General features: G+C 34.8%; 18 protein-coding genes. 14 read left to right on the forward strand and 4 right to left on the reverse strand.

Annotation, left to right across the window (positions count from 1 at the left end; all coding sequences use genetic code 11):
* Window positions 1–247: 247 nt before the first annotated feature.
* From ACFEMA_RS04805 to ACFEMA_RS04820, 4 genes are all read right to left on the reverse strand, one after another.
* Window positions 248–1,381 (reverse strand): alkaline phosphatase, encoded by a 1,134-nt coding sequence (locus ACFEMA_RS04805; protein ID WP_411766899.1) that lies wholly within the window; start codon window positions 1,379–1,381, stop codon window positions 248–250.
* 123 nt (window positions 1,382–1,504) lie between these two features.
* The gene (locus ACFEMA_RS04810; RefSeq protein WP_411766900.1) at window positions 1,505–2,626 is read right to left on the reverse strand and encodes an alkaline phosphatase; all 1,122 of its coding nucleotides are present in this window, start codon (window positions 2,624–2,626) and stop codon (window positions 1,505–1,507) included.
* Window positions 2,627–2,658: 32 nt separating this feature from the next.
* A complete protein-coding gene (locus ACFEMA_RS04815) occupies window positions 2,659–3,639 on the reverse strand; it encodes an NAD(P)H-dependent flavin oxidoreductase (RefSeq protein WP_411766901.1) in 981 nt (326 codons plus the stop codon).
* Window positions 3,640–3,689: 50 nt separating this feature from the next.
* A complete protein-coding gene (locus ACFEMA_RS04820) occupies window positions 3,690–4,922 on the reverse strand; it encodes an NAD(P)/FAD-dependent oxidoreductase (RefSeq protein ID WP_411766902.1) in 1,233 nt (410 codons plus the stop codon).
* A 109-nt stretch (window positions 4,923–5,031) separates the two neighbouring features.
* Here ACFEMA_RS04820 and hutH point away from each other — a divergent pair, with 109 nt between their 5' ends.
* The 14 genes from hutH to ACFEMA_RS04890 all read left to right on the forward strand — a co-directional run bounded on the left by hutH (window position 5,032) and on the right by ACFEMA_RS04890 (window position 16,220).
* Window positions 5,032–6,564: an HAL/PAL/TAL family ammonia-lyase gene (gene hutH, locus ACFEMA_RS04825; protein WP_411766903.1), complete on the forward strand. Its 1,533-nt coding sequence runs from the start codon at window positions 5,032–5,034 to the stop codon at window positions 6,562–6,564.
* 2 nt (window positions 6,565–6,566) lie between these two features.
* Window positions 6,567–7,301, forward strand: coding sequence for a 3-oxoacyl-ACP reductase FabG (gene fabG, locus ACFEMA_RS04830; RefSeq protein WP_411766904.1), 735 nt, complete (start codon window positions 6,567–6,569; stop codon window positions 7,299–7,301).
* A 76-nt stretch (window positions 7,302–7,377) separates the two neighbouring features.
* Window positions 7,378–8,262 (forward strand): lipid A biosynthesis acyltransferase, encoded by an 885-nt coding sequence (locus tag ACFEMA_RS04835; RefSeq protein WP_411766905.1) that lies wholly within the window; start codon window positions 7,378–7,380, stop codon window positions 8,260–8,262.
* Window positions 8,259–8,714: a hypothetical protein gene (locus ACFEMA_RS04840; protein WP_411766906.1), complete on the forward strand. Its 456-nt coding sequence runs from the start codon at window positions 8,259–8,261 to the stop codon at window positions 8,712–8,714. Before ACFEMA_RS04835 ends, ACFEMA_RS04840 begins: the two co-directional genes overlap by 4 nt.
* Window positions 8,715–8,716: 2 nt before the next feature.
* Window positions 8,717–9,151, forward strand: a complete 435-nt coding sequence (locus ACFEMA_RS04845; protein WP_411766907.1) for an acyl-CoA thioesterase — start codon at window positions 8,717–8,719, stop codon at window positions 9,149–9,151.
* Complete coding sequence (locus ACFEMA_RS04850) at window positions 9,144–10,292, forward strand: beta-ketoacyl-[acyl-carrier-protein] synthase family protein (protein ID WP_411766908.1); 1,149 nt, start codon at window positions 9,144–9,146, stop codon at window positions 10,290–10,292. The genes ACFEMA_RS04845 and ACFEMA_RS04850 overlap by 8 nt, the downstream gene beginning before the upstream one ends.
* A gap of 2 nt (window positions 10,293–10,294) precedes the next feature.
* Window positions 10,295–11,359, forward strand: a complete 1,065-nt coding sequence (locus tag ACFEMA_RS04855) for a methyltransferase (protein ID WP_411766909.1) — start codon at window positions 10,295–10,297, stop codon at window positions 11,357–11,359.
* A gap of 3 nt (window positions 11,360–11,362) precedes the next feature.
* Complete coding sequence (locus ACFEMA_RS04860) at window positions 11,363–11,983, forward strand: 3-oxoacyl-ACP synthase (protein ID WP_411766910.1); 621 nt, start codon at window positions 11,363–11,365, stop codon at window positions 11,981–11,983.
* Window positions 11,980–12,237 (forward strand): phosphopantetheine-binding protein, encoded by a 258-nt coding sequence (locus tag ACFEMA_RS04865; protein ID WP_411766911.1) that lies wholly within the window; start codon window positions 11,980–11,982, stop codon window positions 12,235–12,237. The genes ACFEMA_RS04860 and ACFEMA_RS04865 overlap by 4 nt, the downstream gene beginning before the upstream one ends.
* Window positions 12,215–13,438, forward strand: coding sequence for a beta-ketoacyl-[acyl-carrier-protein] synthase family protein (locus ACFEMA_RS04870; RefSeq protein ID WP_411766912.1), 1,224 nt, complete (start codon window positions 12,215–12,217; stop codon window positions 13,436–13,438). Before ACFEMA_RS04865 ends, ACFEMA_RS04870 begins: the two co-directional genes overlap by 23 nt.
* Entirely contained in the window at window positions 13,435–14,454 is a 1,020-nt protein-coding gene (locus ACFEMA_RS04875) for a beta-ketoacyl synthase chain length factor (RefSeq protein ID WP_411766913.1), read from the forward strand. The genes ACFEMA_RS04870 and ACFEMA_RS04875 overlap by 4 nt, the downstream gene beginning before the upstream one ends.
* Window positions 14,451–15,218 (forward strand): polysaccharide deacetylase family protein, encoded by a 768-nt coding sequence (locus ACFEMA_RS04880; protein WP_411766914.1) that lies wholly within the window; start codon window positions 14,451–14,453, stop codon window positions 15,216–15,218. Before ACFEMA_RS04875 ends, ACFEMA_RS04880 begins: the two co-directional genes overlap by 4 nt.
* Before the next feature lie 64 nt (window positions 15,219–15,282).
* Window positions 15,283–15,840 (forward strand): outer membrane lipoprotein carrier protein LolA, encoded by a 558-nt coding sequence (locus ACFEMA_RS04885; protein WP_411766915.1) that lies wholly within the window; start codon window positions 15,283–15,285, stop codon window positions 15,838–15,840.
* Between the two features lie 2 nt (window positions 15,841–15,842).
* The gene (locus tag ACFEMA_RS04890; RefSeq protein WP_411766916.1) at window positions 15,843–16,220 is read left to right on the forward strand and encodes a 3-hydroxyacyl-ACP dehydratase; all 378 of its coding nucleotides are present in this window, start codon (window positions 15,843–15,845) and stop codon (window positions 16,218–16,220) included.
* Window positions 16,221–16,224: the final 4 nt, after the last annotated feature.

Below are 16,224 nucleotides of genomic sequence, written 5' to 3' on the forward strand. Positions count from 1 at the left end.
CTTTACTTATATGTAGCAAAACATATTGATTTGTTACAAAAATACTGGATGCCAAACAAATAGAGATTTATCTTATCAGTCACTTAATAGCTTTAAATCCTAAGAAAAAACTTATCTTATTGTTGAAATTTTATAAAAAATTCGTCACTTCGAGTGAATTTCATGAATGAATATGAATGAAATTAGTATCGAGAAGCAGAATTTTAAATACTGATTAGTTCTCGATACAATTTTTCGTAACTCAAAATTACTTCCACCCAGTCACTTTCATAATTTTATGGAAAATATCGTTATTCTGATATACCCCATTAAATTCCTCTGCACCAGGACCATATGCGAAAACCGGAATTAGTGATGCGGAATGCCCACCTGTTGAAAACATGCCAGTAATTTCACTGTAATCACTGTATTCTCTACCGTCTTCGGTTTCCTTAGGTGTTGAGGCTAAAGTAAAACCTCCTGTTTCGTGGTCGGCAGTCACAATAACTAGAGTATTACCATCTTTTTCGGCAAAATCTAAGGCTTTTCCAAGTGCATTATCAAAGTCTATCAGTTCTGAAACTAAGTAATCTGTATCATTTTGATGTCCACCCCAATCCACTTGAGAGCCTTCAACCATTAAAAAGAAGTTTGGGTTAGAGGCATCTTTATTTAAGAATTGAATGCCTAGTTCTGTAGCATTTGGTAAAAAATCTCCACGTCCTTCAGACATTTTAGGTAAATCATATTCATGAAGGATATAGGCCATTTTTTCGTTTGACTTGATATCATCAAAGCTGCTTAAGTTTGTTGTATCAACGGCAAAATTTTTATCTCTTAGTGCTTTTAGAAGATCTTTACCATCTCTTCGTTTATAAAAAAAGCGAGTTCCGCCACCAGCAACAAAATCTAAATCAGAATTCACCATATCTTCAGCAATCTCACCTACCAATTGTCTGCTTAAGGCATGCGCATAAAAACATGCTGGAGTCGCATGCACCACTGAAGAGGTTGAGATAACACCTGTTTTTATGTTCTTGGGTGAGATCAATTCTACAATAGTTTTTACTTCCGTTGAGTCATCAGCAACACCAATAGCTCCATTATAAGTTTTAATACCGCTCGCAAAGGCAGTTGCTCCTGCAGCTGAATCAGTAACATCTTCTCGCGAGGATGATGTTTGTATTAACCCTATATGATTAAAACGACTATAATTCGGCTTAGAATCCTTATAGTAAAATGCAGAAGAGATTTGCGCTAAGCCCGTACCATCAGCAATTAAAAGAATGACATTCTTTGGGGCTTGAGGTTTTTCCTCAACCATTTTAACAGTTGAATCTGTTGCTTTACAGGAAGCAAAAAGTATAACTAGTGATAGTAAAGAGAGTCTGAACAATTTCATAATCCAAGAATTTTAATTGATGACTCGCAAGTTAAACAGATTTGTAGAATTTGAGCTTAATAAATAACATTCTGTTTATAAATCCCAATGCTTAAAAAAATTCCATGTAGAGATTACAAAAAATTACCAACCGGTAACTTTCATAATTTTATGGAAAATTTCGGTATTTTCATAAACCCCAATAAATTCCTCGGCACCAGGGCCATAAGCGAATACAGGAATTAAAGTAGCTGAATGTCCACCTGTTGAAAATGTGCCTGTAATTTCATCATAATCACTATATTTTTCACCATCTTCGGTTTCTTTAATTGTAGAAGATAAGGTGAATCCGCCCGTTTCATGATCGGCAGTAACTATAACTAAAGTATTACCATCTTTTTTTGCAAAATCTAATGCCTTACCTATGGCATCATCAAAATCTATTAATTCTGAAATCAAATAATCCGCATTATTAGAATGCCCTCCCCAATCTACTTGAGAGCCTTCAACCATTAAAAAGAAGTTTGGATTTTTTTCGTCTTTACTCAAAAACTGTAAACCTAACTCCGTTGCTCTTGGCAAATAATCTCCTCTTCCTTTAGCAGCAGGTCTTAAATGTTCATTCCCAAAAATATAGGCCATCTTTTTATGATTACTAATCTCTTCAATGGTTCCAAGTTTTATTGTATCTAATTCAAATTTTTTGGATTTAAGTTCTTTAAATAAATCCTTTCCATCTTCTCGCTGATTGAAAAACATCTTTCCGCCACCAGCCGCGAAATCTATATCAGAAGACACCAGATCAACAGCTATATCGTCATAATACCCTCTATATAATGCATGTGCATAAAAGCTAGCTGGTGTGGCGTGAACGATTGAAGACGTAGAAATTACACCCGTATTAATTTTTTTACGAGAAATAATTTCAACTATTGTTTTGACTTCGGTAGAATCATCTGCAACACCAATGGCACCATTATACGTTTTAATTCCACTTGCAAATGCAGTTGCACCAGCTGCGGAGTCCGTAATATCCTCTCTAGAAGATGATGTTTTTATTAATCCAATATGCTTAAACCTGCTATAATTTGGTTCGCTGTCTTTAAAATAATAAGCAGAAGAAATTTGGGATAACCCTGTTCCATCGCCTATTAGTAGAATGACGTTTTTTGGAGCCTTAGTGTTCGACGTTTGAGTGTAAGCCTTATTAAGCCCGAAAATAATAAAGAAAAGAAATAGAGCTTTATATACATTTGAAAATTTCATAACACTGCATTTTTAGAATATGCTAATGCAAGTTAATCATTTGAAGCAACAAGTCTGTTAATAATTTGTTTAGTTGATTCAATTTTTTGAGTATGTTCAATACTAGGTCCTGCAACCCAGACTGTTTTATAAGTCGCTTTTTTGGCCGCTTTTTCTGTAGCTTTCATCCCGATTGAAAAACGAATCATTTTTACCCACTTTTTGAGTGTTCTGTTTTTATTTAGCAGATTTTCTATCCAAGTGGCTTTGGTACCAATCTTTTGAACATAGGGCGTATTGATAACTGTACATGGTGTACCAGAAATACGCTCTGTCATCACAATATCATCGGCGCCATAATCAACACAGGCTTGTTTGTAATCCTCTGTAACATTGGCTTCAATAGAAGCTATAAATGGACTTCCAACAGAAACACCTGCAGCACCATAACTCAACATTTTGCCTATATCGGCTTTACAACCTACTCCACCCGCAGAAATTACCGGAATTGATAATTCATCATTTAACAAGCTGGTTAACTCTTGCGGCGATAAACCACCTCGGTGCCCACCAGCTTGATTATTCACTGCGATAGCTGCATCTGCGCCTAGATCCTCTACCTTCTTTGCAAACTTTAAATCCGTAACATCACAAAACACCTTTATACCAACAGCATGTGCTTGTTTAATGGTTTCTTCTGGACTACCCAACGACGTAATTATAAAATCACAACCTTCTTCGCATAATACTTCTAGCTGTCCTTTATATTTAATGTTGGATTTATTAACTATAAGATTAAACCCAAAAGATCCGCCCCGCCCATCTGGCGGGCAGACCTCTACTTTATTCGCTTTTAATTCTTTTATGGCAGCACGCAATTCATCCAATGTTCGGTAGTTTAGTGCAGGGATGCAACCTGCGATTCCTGAATTCATTGCTTCTGTGACCATGGCTACGTTAGACACCAAAAACATTGGAGCTTGTATAATAGGATATTTTATGTTTAAAAGTTCAGTGAGTTTGGTTGACTTCATTGTGTTGGAATTTCCTCAAAGATAAAAATTTTATTATGCATGCATAATATTTATACTCCCATTTTAATTGCTGTAGCCAATGTTTTAATAATACGATTGTGCTTCTTTACAAAAGGATTTGTATCATCCCACACATAACCCGCCAAAACAGCACATATCTGTCTTTTAATTTCTGGGTTTGTATTCCCTTCAAAAAAGATAGTCTGTAAATGGCCTGAATACCATTCTCTAACATAAGATCCAAATACTGAAACACCTTTTTTGATATAATCTGAATATTCAGATTCCCAATCAACAGTCTGTCCTTTCAATTTTTTAGTAATTAATTTAGCCGATAGAAGCCCAGATTCTGTTGCAAAAGTAACACCTGAAGAAAATACAGGATCTAAAAATTCCGCACTATTACCAGTTAGCGCAAAGCCTTTTCCGTAAAGCTTAGTCACAGATTTTGAATGGTTTTGTAGCACCCATGGTTCAAACAAAAAATCTTCATCTTTAAAACGTTCATAATAATAGTCCGAAAGTTTTAGCATGCTCCTCAAACGTTCTGTCTTACTGCCTTTAAAAGAATCCAGGAAGTCATTAGTACACACATAACCAATACTTGTTTTTCCATTTGAAAACGGAATAACCCATAACCAACATTCCTTATCTAAAACATCAAAAGTAATGAACGATCCTTCTTTACCTTTTGGTCTTTTATTGTCATTAACATGAGTAAATATTGATGAGTGTTGAGATAACTCAGGTGGTTTGTCGAGGCTTAATAATCGTGGTAGCACCCGACCATGACCACTAGCATCTATGATAAACTTTGCATTTATAACATAATCATCACCTTCCTTAGTTTTTATCTGTGTTTTTGACGTTCCATCAGTTTCAAATTCAACACCTACCACTTCTTGTTCAAACTGAATACCCACTCCCCTTCTTACTAACTCGTCTGTTAGCGTTTTATCAAAATCAGCTCGTGGCATTTGCCATGTCCAGTCATAACCTTCAGTATGCTTCTTACTAAAATCAAATTCTGCTACATTATGTCCTCTTAAAAAACGAGCACCAGTTTTAATTTCAAAATCCTGGGTTTTAAGGCAATCCAATAGGTCAACCTCTTCAAAATGATGCATGCATCTCGGCAAGAGGCTCTCCCCAATGACGAAGCGCGGGAACTTATTCTTTTCTACAACTTTAACATCGATTCCATATTTGTGCAAATACCCAGCAGCAACACAACCAGAAGGCCCTGCACCTATAATTAAAACATCAACATTGGTATCTAACATAGAATGAGAACTGAAAAATGATTTATTATTATAAATTTGTCATCCAAAAATAACTACTTTACTTTTAGTTATTGTACAATAACTCTAATAATAGGATTAATTTCCACCTATGGTAAAACTCTACAATAAGCTCGACCTGCAAACATTTTATCAAGTTATTTTCGATAAAGTTGAACTTTCTATTGATAAAGAAGTCACAGAGAAAGTCAAAAAGAGTTTTGAGTTTTTAAAGACATTTTCAGAAAACAAAATTATTTATGGTGTAAACACCGGTTTTGGCCCCATGGCTCAATATAAAATTGAGGACTCAGAACGACGTCAATTACAGTATAACCTTATTAGAAGTCATGCTTCTGGAATTGGAAATGTTATTCCTCCGTTATACGTCAAAGCATCTATGTTGGCTCGTTTAAACACCTTGTCCTTGGGGAAGTCTGGTGTACATAAATCAGTCATTGAGTTAATGACAGAACTTATCAATAGAGACATTACACCTGTTATTTATGAGCATGGTGGAGTTGGTGCTAGTGGTGATTTGGTACAACTGGCACATTTAGCCTTGGTCTTAATTGGTGAAGGTGAAGTCATTTATAAAGGCAAAAAACAACAAACTTCTGATGTTTTTAAAGCTGAAAATCTAAGCCCTATTTCTGTAGAACTTCGTGAAGGCTTAGCCCTTATGAACGGCACGTCAGTAATGACGGGCATTGGAATTGTCAATACCATTTACACCCGACGGTTATTGAACTGGATGATTGCTGCTTCTGCTTCTATCAACGAAATTGTTAAAGCTTATGACGACCACTTATCAGTTGCACTAAACGAATCCAAAAAACATAAGGGTCAGCAGAAGATTGCTGAACAAATGCGCAAGCACCTACAGACCAGTAAATTGGTTAAAAACCGAGAACACCATTTATATACTGACACTAATGGTACTCGGGTTTTTGAGGATAAAATCCAAGAGTATTATTCCTTACGCTGTGTCCCCCAAGTGTTAGGTCCTGTTTTAGATACTTTGGATATGGTTGAAAAGATTTTGTTTGAAGAAATCAATTCTGCCAATGATAATCCTATTATAGATTATGAAAATGAAAACGTCTATCACGGTGGTAATTTTCATGGTGATTATGTATCCCTTGAAATGGATAAATTAAAAATGGTGGTCACCAAAATGAGTATGCTCGCTGAGCGTCAACTCAATTATCTTTTAAACCCAAGGCTAAATGACATTTTACCTCCTTTTGTAAATTTAGGTACTTTGGGTCTTAATTTTGGAATGCAAGGTGTTCAGTTTACTGCAACATCAACAACTGCTGAAAATCAAATGTTGTCCAACCCAATGTATGTGCATAGTATTCCAAATAATAACGACAATCAAGATATTGTGAGTATGGGTACCAATGCAGCTTTAATTACCAAAAAGGTTATTGAAAATGCCTTTGAAGTTGCTGCCATTGAACTGATTGCCATAACACAAGCCATTGAATACTTAGATGTTGAAGATAAAGTCTCAACAAAAACCTTGAATATGTTCAAGGCGATTCGAAATCTTGTCCCTGCTTTTAAAGAAGATATTGTTATGTATCCGTATGTTAAAAGTGTCAAAGATTATATCGTTAATAACGAGTTCAATTCTTAATAATGAAAGAAAAGTTTGCTTTAGTAACTGGTGGATCTAGAGGCATAGGTAGGGTTATTTGTATTCAGTTGGCATCGGATTTGGGCTATACTATTCTTATTAATTACCACAGAAATAAAGAAGCTGCTCTAACTACTTTAAAAACAATTGAAGGTAATGGCGGTAAAGGCGAGATTATAAAGTTCGATGTCGCAAATCTCGAAGAGGTGCAAACTCAACTCAATGAATGGCAGAAAAATAATGAAGATTCCATTATAGAAGTCCTAATTAATAATGCAGGTATTACTAAAGACGGGTTATTTCTATGGATGAAACCAGAGGACTGGAGTTCCGTTATAAATACAAGCCTTAATGGATTTTACAATGTGACCAATCATCTACTAAAAGACATGTTGTTACATAAGTTTGGTCGAATTATAAACATCGTCTCTCTTTCGGGCTTAAAAGGCACACCAGGCCAGACAAACTATTCTGCAGCTAAGGGAGCTATCATTGCAGCTACACGATCCTTGGCACAAGAAATTTCTAAGAAAGGGGTTACCGTCAATGCTGTAGCGCCTGGTTTTATAAAAACTGAAATGACAGAAAATTTGGATGAAAAGAGTTTGAAAAAAATGATTCCTGCAAATCGATTTGGTGAATCTCAGGAAGTTGCACACTTAGTTTCTTTTTTAGCTTCAAAAAAATCTTCTTACATCACTGGCGAAGTCATAAATATTAATGGTGGCATTAATTAACTACTGCTTTACATTCTGTAAAATTCGTGTAAATTTACAGCACGTATCTAACCAGATAAAACCTTTTAAAATCTAAATGGCAGCAGAATGGGACGGAAAATCTAGAGGTACCGTTTTTGGGTTTAAGGTGTTTATATTCTTCATCAAAAACTTTGGGATAAATGCTGCATACGCATTAATGCATTTACCGATTCCTTATTTCTATGTGTTTTCCCGTAAAAATGTAAGGGGCTTACGCTTTTACTTTAGAAAACGGTTAAAATATTCTTGGTTAAAAACAGCTACTAGTATCTACAAAACATATTATGTCTTTGGTCAGACATTGATTGACAAAATCGCCATTTCTGCTGGCTTGAGAAGTAATTATACTTTTGAATTTGATGGGGAGGAGTTAATTCAAGACGTTTTAGCTTTAAAAAAAGGTGGTATTTTAATCAGTGCCCATGTTGGTAATTTTGAATTGGCCCAGCACTTCTTTAAAGAAAGGCTCTCTGGTGCAGCCATTAGTATCGTCATTACGGATCAAGACCATCAGGATATAAAGGAATATTTAGATCAATATATCAAAAGGGACCAAATGCAATTCATTATTGTTAAGGAAGATTTTTCGCATATTTTTGAAATCAATGCTGCCCTTGCTGAAAATAGAATCATTTGCATCTCAGGTGACCGTTATTTACCGAACACCAAATGTATGGAGGAAGTCTTACTAGGAAAATCAGCTAAATTCCCAGTTGGCCCATTCTATTTAGGTAGTCGCTTGGATGTGCCTGTTCTTTTTGTTTATGTTATGAGAGAACCAAAAAGGCATTATCACTTATATGCTAGAAGAGTAGAATTTGAAGCTAAAAATGCTGAAGACTTATTAAAAAAATATGCAAACAATATAGAACGTGTTATTAATAAATATCCGTTGCAATGGTTCAATTTTTACGACTTTTGGGAAGATAGAAAGAAATGAAAAGCAAAAACCTGTTACAAATAGCTATAGAGGATAGAGATCTTATTAAGAAATTAATTCCTCATAGAGAACCCATGATTATGGTAGATGGACTACATCATTATAGCGAAAAAGAGGCCATTGCTAGTTTAACTGTTAGAGAAGATAATCTGTTTATTGCTGATGGTATGTTTTCTGAAAGTGGGCTTATAGAACACATGGCACAAACTGCTGCATTGCATGCTGGCTATAAATTTTACACTAAAAATGAATCTGCCAGAGAAGGTTTTATTGCATCTATTAAAAAATTTGAATTAAAAGAACACTTGCCAAAACTGAATAACACTATAGAATCTGAAGTTAATATACTATATGAAGCTGCCGGAATGACTAGCATGAGAATTATAGCCCAAATAAATAACCGTATCATTGCTATTGCCGAAATGACTACTGTTTTAAAGGACAATCACTAAATATGAATGAGCAGCCATTATTAAGTGTAGAGCATACCATAAGAGTAAGATTCAATGAAACCGATGCCTTAGGAATTGTATGGCATGGTAATTACCTAAAGTATTTTGAAGATGGTCGTGAAGCTTTTGGTAGAAAATATGATATGTCCTATTTAGTAGCAAAAAATAACGGTTATGCCACACCAATTGTAAAAACAACGACTGAGCATAAAATACCCTTACAATACGGAGAAGTTATTACAATTATAACAACCTTTCAGAATACTGAGGCGGCAAAACTAGTTTTTAAATATGTCATCAAAAATGAAGCACAAGACATTGTTTGTACTGGTGAAACAACTCAGGTGTTCACAAACCTAAAGGACAGTATCATGGCTTTGGCGCAACCAGATTTTTTAAAACACTGGAAAATAAAACAGGGATTATTAAATGGGTAAGGTTTTCATTACATATAATTCCATCATCTCTTCATTAGGTTTTGATAGCGAGACCGTTGTGGAAGCCATAAAAAATGAAGTTTCAGGTATTTCACGTATTGATGATTCCAAATTATTTCACAAGCCTTTTTATGGCTCAGTAGTTAATCGTGATACTTTAGTTAAAAAGTTTAAAAAAATCAACTCGTATAGGTCGGACTACACTGATTTAGAAAAAATGATGATTCTGTCGTTGAATAATGTTATTCAGGCTTCAGATCTTAACATTGATTCTTCTGTCGGATTAATAATCTCTACAACTAAAGGAAACATCAATGCGCTTGAACAATCGTCTTCATTTCCTAAGTCTTATGCCTATTTATCAAGGCTAAGCAACGTATTAAAAGATTATTTTTCATTTCAAAATAATCCCATAATAGTCTCTAATGCTTGCGTTTCTGGTGTGCAAGCAATAGCCATTGCCAAAAAATATATCAATGAAGGTGTTTTTAAAAACGTCTTTATCGTCAGTGGTGATATTGTTTCAAGATTTGTACTGTCTGGATTTCATTCTTTTCAAGCTATCAGTGAGTCACCATGCAAACCCTATGACAAAGATAGAACCGGTATAAACTTAGGAGAAGCGATTGCGTCAGTACTAGTCACTTCTGATGAAAATCATATAAATCCTGAAGCCGTAGAGATTATTGGAGAGGCTACTTGTAATGATGCTAACCATATTTCTGGCCCTTCTAGGACAGGTGAAGGACTCTTTAGAAGTGTCAACACCGCTTTAGCTGAGGCTGCGATAAAACCTTCTGATATTGACTATATTTCAGCGCACGGAACGGCAACTATTTTTAATGATGAGATGGAATCTACAGCTTTTAGCAGATTAGGATTGACTCATGTTCCTCTTAATAGTTTAAAAGGATTTTTTGGTCATACGTTGGGTTCTTCGGGTTTAATTGAAACCATTGTAGGCATGCATTCTTTAAAACACAATACACTTTTTGCTTCAAAAGGGTTTACAACTTTAGGGGTCTCAAAACCATTGAACATTATAAAAAGAACCGAAAAGAAGAACTTGAACATATTTTTAAAAACAGCCTCGGGATTCGGGGGTACTAACACAGCTCTTTTGCTCAAAAAAGTATCGTAACTATGAATAAAAAAGAAATGAGAGCCTTTGATGCCCTTGAAGAAGCACAAAAAATTGCATTTGCACCTTTTGTGTTTCAAGCTACTGTTTGTCTAAGACAAATGGGGATTTTGGATTTCATTTTTAAAAATCGTGATGAAGATAATGTAACTATAGAAAAAATTGCGAACACATTGTCTTTAGATCCCTACGGCATTGGGGTGTTGTTAGAGATTGCTGAAAGTTCTAACATTGTTAAAAAGGATGCAAACCTTAATTACGAGCTCACAAAAACAGGCTATTTTCTTAATTATAATAAGACGGTTGATGTTAATATTAACTTCACAAACGATGTGTGCTACGAAGGTTTATTTTACCTCAATGAAGCTATTAAGAACAAAAAGCCTGCTGGACTAAAAGTGTTTGGACAATGGGAAACCATCTATGAAGGCTTATCTCAGTTATCACCTCAAGTCCAAAAATCTTGGTTCGAATTCGATCATCACTACTCAGATGGAATTTTTAACGATGCACTAAAACGTGTGTTTAAGAATAACCCAAAAACGATTTTTGATATTGGAGGTAACACCGGGAAATTTGCCCTCCAATGTCTAGAACATAATCCAGAAGTTGAGATTAACATCTTCGATCTGCCCGGTCAATTGAGCAAGGCTCTAGCTAATATAAAAGCCGAAGGGTTTGAAAACAGAGTAACTGGACACGAAATTAATTGGCTTAAATCTAAACGGGATTTACCCAAAGGCGCTGACATCATTTGGATGAGCCAATTTTTAGATTGTTTTTCAGAAGAGGAAATATCAAATATCCTTAATAGCTGTGTCGCTTCATTAAGTAATTCTGCTGAAGTGATTATTATTGAAACATTTACGGATAGACAAGAGTACGACAATGCGCGTTTTTCCTTAGAAGCCACATCCTTATACTTTACGGCTCTTGCTAATGGCAATAGCAAAATGTATTCCTCAGTAGTATTTAAAAAATTAATTGAAAAAGCAGGATTAACGATTACGGAAGACCATAAATTAGGTAATTACCATACCATGTTAGTCTGCAAAAAAATGAGTTAACTATTGGATTCTGCATTTAACATACAATCTTACATTCATATAAAAAACAGCACTGTTTCCATACAGAGCAAAACACTTTTTGAGCATCATTCTGAAGATTTTTCAGAATTTATTAAAGCGGCTTATAGAAGTTTGAACATCAATTATCCCAAGTTTTTCAAGATGGATAATTTGAGTAAACTTGCTTTTTTAGCTGCAGATATTCTAATTGAAAATATAAGTAAGTCAAAGGTAAATGAAAGCGATATCGCTATTATACTATCCAATAAAGCCTCGAGTTTAGACACAGATAGAAAGCACCAAAAATCTATTTCAGATAACGATAATTATTATCCAAGTCCTTCAATATTTGTGTACACGCTACCAAATATTTGTATCGGCGAAATAAGTATTAAGCACCAGCTTTATTCTGAAAATAGTTTTTTTATCTTTGACGCGTTTAGTCCAAAGGAATTATGGGTTTATTCAGAAAACCTTCTTAAAACAAAAAAGGCTAAAAAAGTATTGTGTGGTTGGATAGATTTTGATGCAAAAAAGTACGAAGCGTTTTTATATTTGGTTTCAGAACAAGGAAGCATAGCCCACACACCTAAGGAAATTGATAGATTATACAACACCCCATGAACGAACTTAAATTAGAACTTAAAGAAAAAATAATAGAGCAGCTTAATCTTGAAGAATTTACCGCTACTGACATAGAAGACAACGATGCGCTTTTTGGAGATGGTTTAGGTTTGGACTCTATTGATGCTTTAGAACTTATTGTAATGCTCGACAAAGATTACGGTATACAATTAACTGATCCTAAAGAAGGTAAAGAAGTCTTTCAGTCCGTCTCAGTTTTAGCAAATTATATTGCAGAACACAGAACAAAATAAAAATCGTGCTAATCGTGTCGCCATAACAGGAATAGGCATTATTTCTGCATTGGGTAATTCGGTAGAAGACAACAAAAAAGCACTCCTAAGTTCTAAGAGTGGTATCGGCAAAATTTCTCATATATCCACAGCACATGCTGAACATATAATGGTTGGTGAAGTTGATTTGTCCAATGATGAATTGATTAAAAACCTGAATATTCCTGACGAAAATAATTTTTCCAGAACTGCGCTTTTAGGATTACACGCAGCTAAAGAAGCCATAGAAAATGCTAAAATAACAGACATCAACAGTTACAAAACTGGACTCATTTCTGCAACTACAGTTGGTGGAATGGATAAAACTGAAAATCACCTAAAACAGTTTAAGACCACTACCGAAGTTCAAAAATATATTTTAAGTCATCATGCAGGAGATAGCACTCAAAAAATTGCGGATGAATTAGGAATGACAGGATTTACAACGACTATTAGTACTGCCTGTTCCTCAGCTGCAAATGCCATTACGCTTGGGTCTCGGTTAATAGAAAGCGGAAAACTACAACGTGTTATTGTCGGTGGAACGGACGCACTTTCAAGATTTACCATTAATGGTTTTAAAAGTTTGATGCTACAATCCAATAAAATATGCAAACCTTTTGACGCCAATAGAAATGGCCTCAATTTAGGTGAAGCTGCTGCCTATCTGGTTTTGGAATCTGAAACTATTGCTCAACAAGAAAACAAAACGGTCTTGGGGTATGTTTCTGGTTACGGTAACACCAACGATGCCTTTCATCAAACGGCATCCTCGGATGATGGTGAAGGGGCGTTTTTAGCTATGAAAAAAGCATTGCAAAAAGCAAATTTACAACCTCAAGATATCGACTATATTAATGCGCACGGCACGGCAACCCTGAATAATGATCTGTCCGAAAGTGTTGCACTTCAAAGAATTTTTAATAACTCTATTCCCGATTTCAGCTCTACAAAAGCCTTTACAGGTCACACCTTAGCGGCTGCAGGAGCTGTGGAGGCTGTGTTTTCAATTTTTGCTTTACAAGAACACGTTGTATTGCCTAATTTGAATTTTGAAACCACAATTTCTGAAGCTGGTTTAATACCAATTACAGAATTAAAACATAAGAAAATTAAACACATCCTTTCCAATTCATTTGGGTTTGGAGGCAACTGTTCATCATTAATTTTTTCAAAAATATGAAGCCGTGTTATATCCATAGTGCCGTTTCTATTTCTGCTCAAAATACATTTGATGGGGAGCTTTTTTTGAACACTATTAAAGAACACGGTTCTGATAAAGCTGAAGCTATTTATCCTAATTATCGTGATTATATTTCCCCAGCTATGCTACGGCGAATGGCCACCGGAGTAAAAATGGGTGTAACAGCAGGTGAAAAAGCATTGCAGCTTGCAGCTTTAGAAAACCCAGATGCCATTATTACAGGCACTGGCATGGGCTGTATTGAAGACACTGAGAAATTTCTAAATAGCATTATTAACAATAAAGAGGAATATTTAACACCAACATCTTTTATTCAATCGACCCATAATACTGTGGGCGCGCAGATTGCTTTAGGCTTAAAGTGTAAAGGACATAACCAAACATTTGTCAATGGTAGTTCTTCGTTTGAGTCAGCTCTGTTGGATGGGCAATTACTCTTATCGGAAAATGATGCTAAAACGGTTTTAGTTGGTGGTGTTGACGAAATGGGAAAAGAGTTTGTTGACTATGTGCAACTTATGGAGGACAAACTTAAAAATGGCATAAAAGTACCATTTGGAGAGGGAGCCTCATTTTTTGTTTTGTCTTCTAATGAAAGAAAAGATGCGATACAACTTTTAGATGTTGAGATAATGAATAGTATTCCTAAAAGTGAAATAGCATCGAAACTAAGTCTGTTTTTAATGAATAACCATTTGGAACCTGAATCCATTGACGCCTTAGTTTTAGGTTACAATGGTGATGGATTCGATAATTATTATGATGAAGCCTCTACCCTATTTTCAAATGCAACTCAAGTTAAGTACAAGCATTTATCAGGTGAGTTTTTTACGGCTTCAGCATTTGGGTTATATATTGCGACTCAAATACTAAAGCATCAAGACATTCCTACCACTTTAATTCAGAATGGTGGTAATTCAAAAAAGATAGAAACCATTCTACTCTACAATCAATTTAAAGGACGAGACCATAGCTTTATTCTGCTTCAAAAATGACAAAATTTAAATTCATAAGTGTTTTTGCTTTTATCATTATGGTCATCCTATTTGGCTTTAGTCTTTTTAAAGAAGTTGAACCAAATTGGTTAATTATCGTTTTCCTTTTATGGGTGTTAATTGTAGCTCTAGGGTCCTTTTCCATGAGTTGGAATTTCCATCTTAAGGCCTTTAATTCTAACCCAGATATAACTTTAAAAAAAATAGCTATTACCTTTGATGATGGCCCTCATTTTGAAAACACCCCTGAGATTCTAAACATATTAAATAGCCATAACGCCAAGGCTACTTTTTTCTGTATCGGAAAACATGTTGAATCATATCCAGACATTCTCAAAAGCATTGATAAGAATGGGCATTCCATTGGTAACCACAGTTATACTCACAGCGTATTTATTGATTTTAATTCGACAAAACAGTGGATTTCTGAAATCAAAAAAACAGACGATTTAATTAAAACTATAACAGGAAGTCAACCCAAATTATTTAGACCACCGTATGGTGTTACTACACCCCATTTAGCAATGGCTTTAAAACAAACCAACCATAAGATTATTGGGTGGAACAAACGTTCTTATGATACGCTTTTTACGAACAAACACTTCATCTTAAAACGACTTAAAAAAAACTTGAAGTCCGGAGATATTATCTTGCTGCACGATACCCAAAAACACAGTCTTTATGTTTTGGAACATTTATTGCGTTATCTTAGCGAACATGGTTTTTTGGCCGTAACGATTGAGGAATTATATAATGAAAATTAAATCGAAATATATTTTAGTATCGCTGACCGTACTAAGTTTTTGTATTGGGTTTTCCCAAACTGAAATGAACAAGGAAGACATAGCAATGCTAAAAGTCCAGGTCATTGAAAATGCTAAAAACACACAATCGATTTTAAGCGATTTTATTCAAGAAAAGCATCTTAGCATAATGCAAAATCCTTTAATTTCTGAAGGGAAAATGGCATTTAAAGCACCGAATTTAGTAAAATGGGAATACACAAAACCATATAAAAATATCGCCATTTTTAAGGGTGAAAGCCTTCACGTTTTAAATGAAGGAAAAAAAGACAACATTGATTTAAGCTCAAACAAATTATTTAGAAGCCTGAACTCATTGATTGTAAGCAGTATTAAAGGAGACATGTTCGATGAGTCTCAATTTGAGTTCTCATTTTATAAAATTGATGATGGCTATATGGTAACATTTATTCCAAAAGACCGGCGCATCAAAAAATTTATTTCAAGTTTTGAACTTCAGTTTTCAACATCAGCAGAAGTCCAGAAAGTGAAACTTATTGAACCCAATGATGATTTTACATGGATTACATTTAAAAATCGTCGATTGAATCAGGAAGTATCTCTCAAAACCTTTGAGCTATAACTATGTTATTATCCGATTTTTACGAGACTTTGGATGTGGTATCAAATGATGATGCAACAATTCAGTTTACAATTCATATCAATAAAGACCATAAAATATTTGAAGGCCATTTTCCAAATAATCCGATTACTCCTGGTGTTGTTTTGCTTCAAGTTTTAAAAAATTGCTTGGAGCAGTATACCAACTCAAAACTTAGGATACAATCTACTTCTAATGTAAAGTTTTTACACCCCGTAAACCCTGAAAAACATCAGCAACTTGTGTATTCCGTTCAAATTCAAAATGAAGGTGGATTTTTAAAAGTAAAAAATCATACTTCTTTTACTGATGGTACTTCTGTTTTAAAATGTAATATTACATTTGCAAAACTACCTCAATAACTAG

Source organism: Winogradskyella sp. A3E31, from assembly GCF_046720935.1.
Lineage (GTDB): Bacteria > Bacteroidota > Bacteroidia > Flavobacteriales > Flavobacteriaceae > Winogradskyella.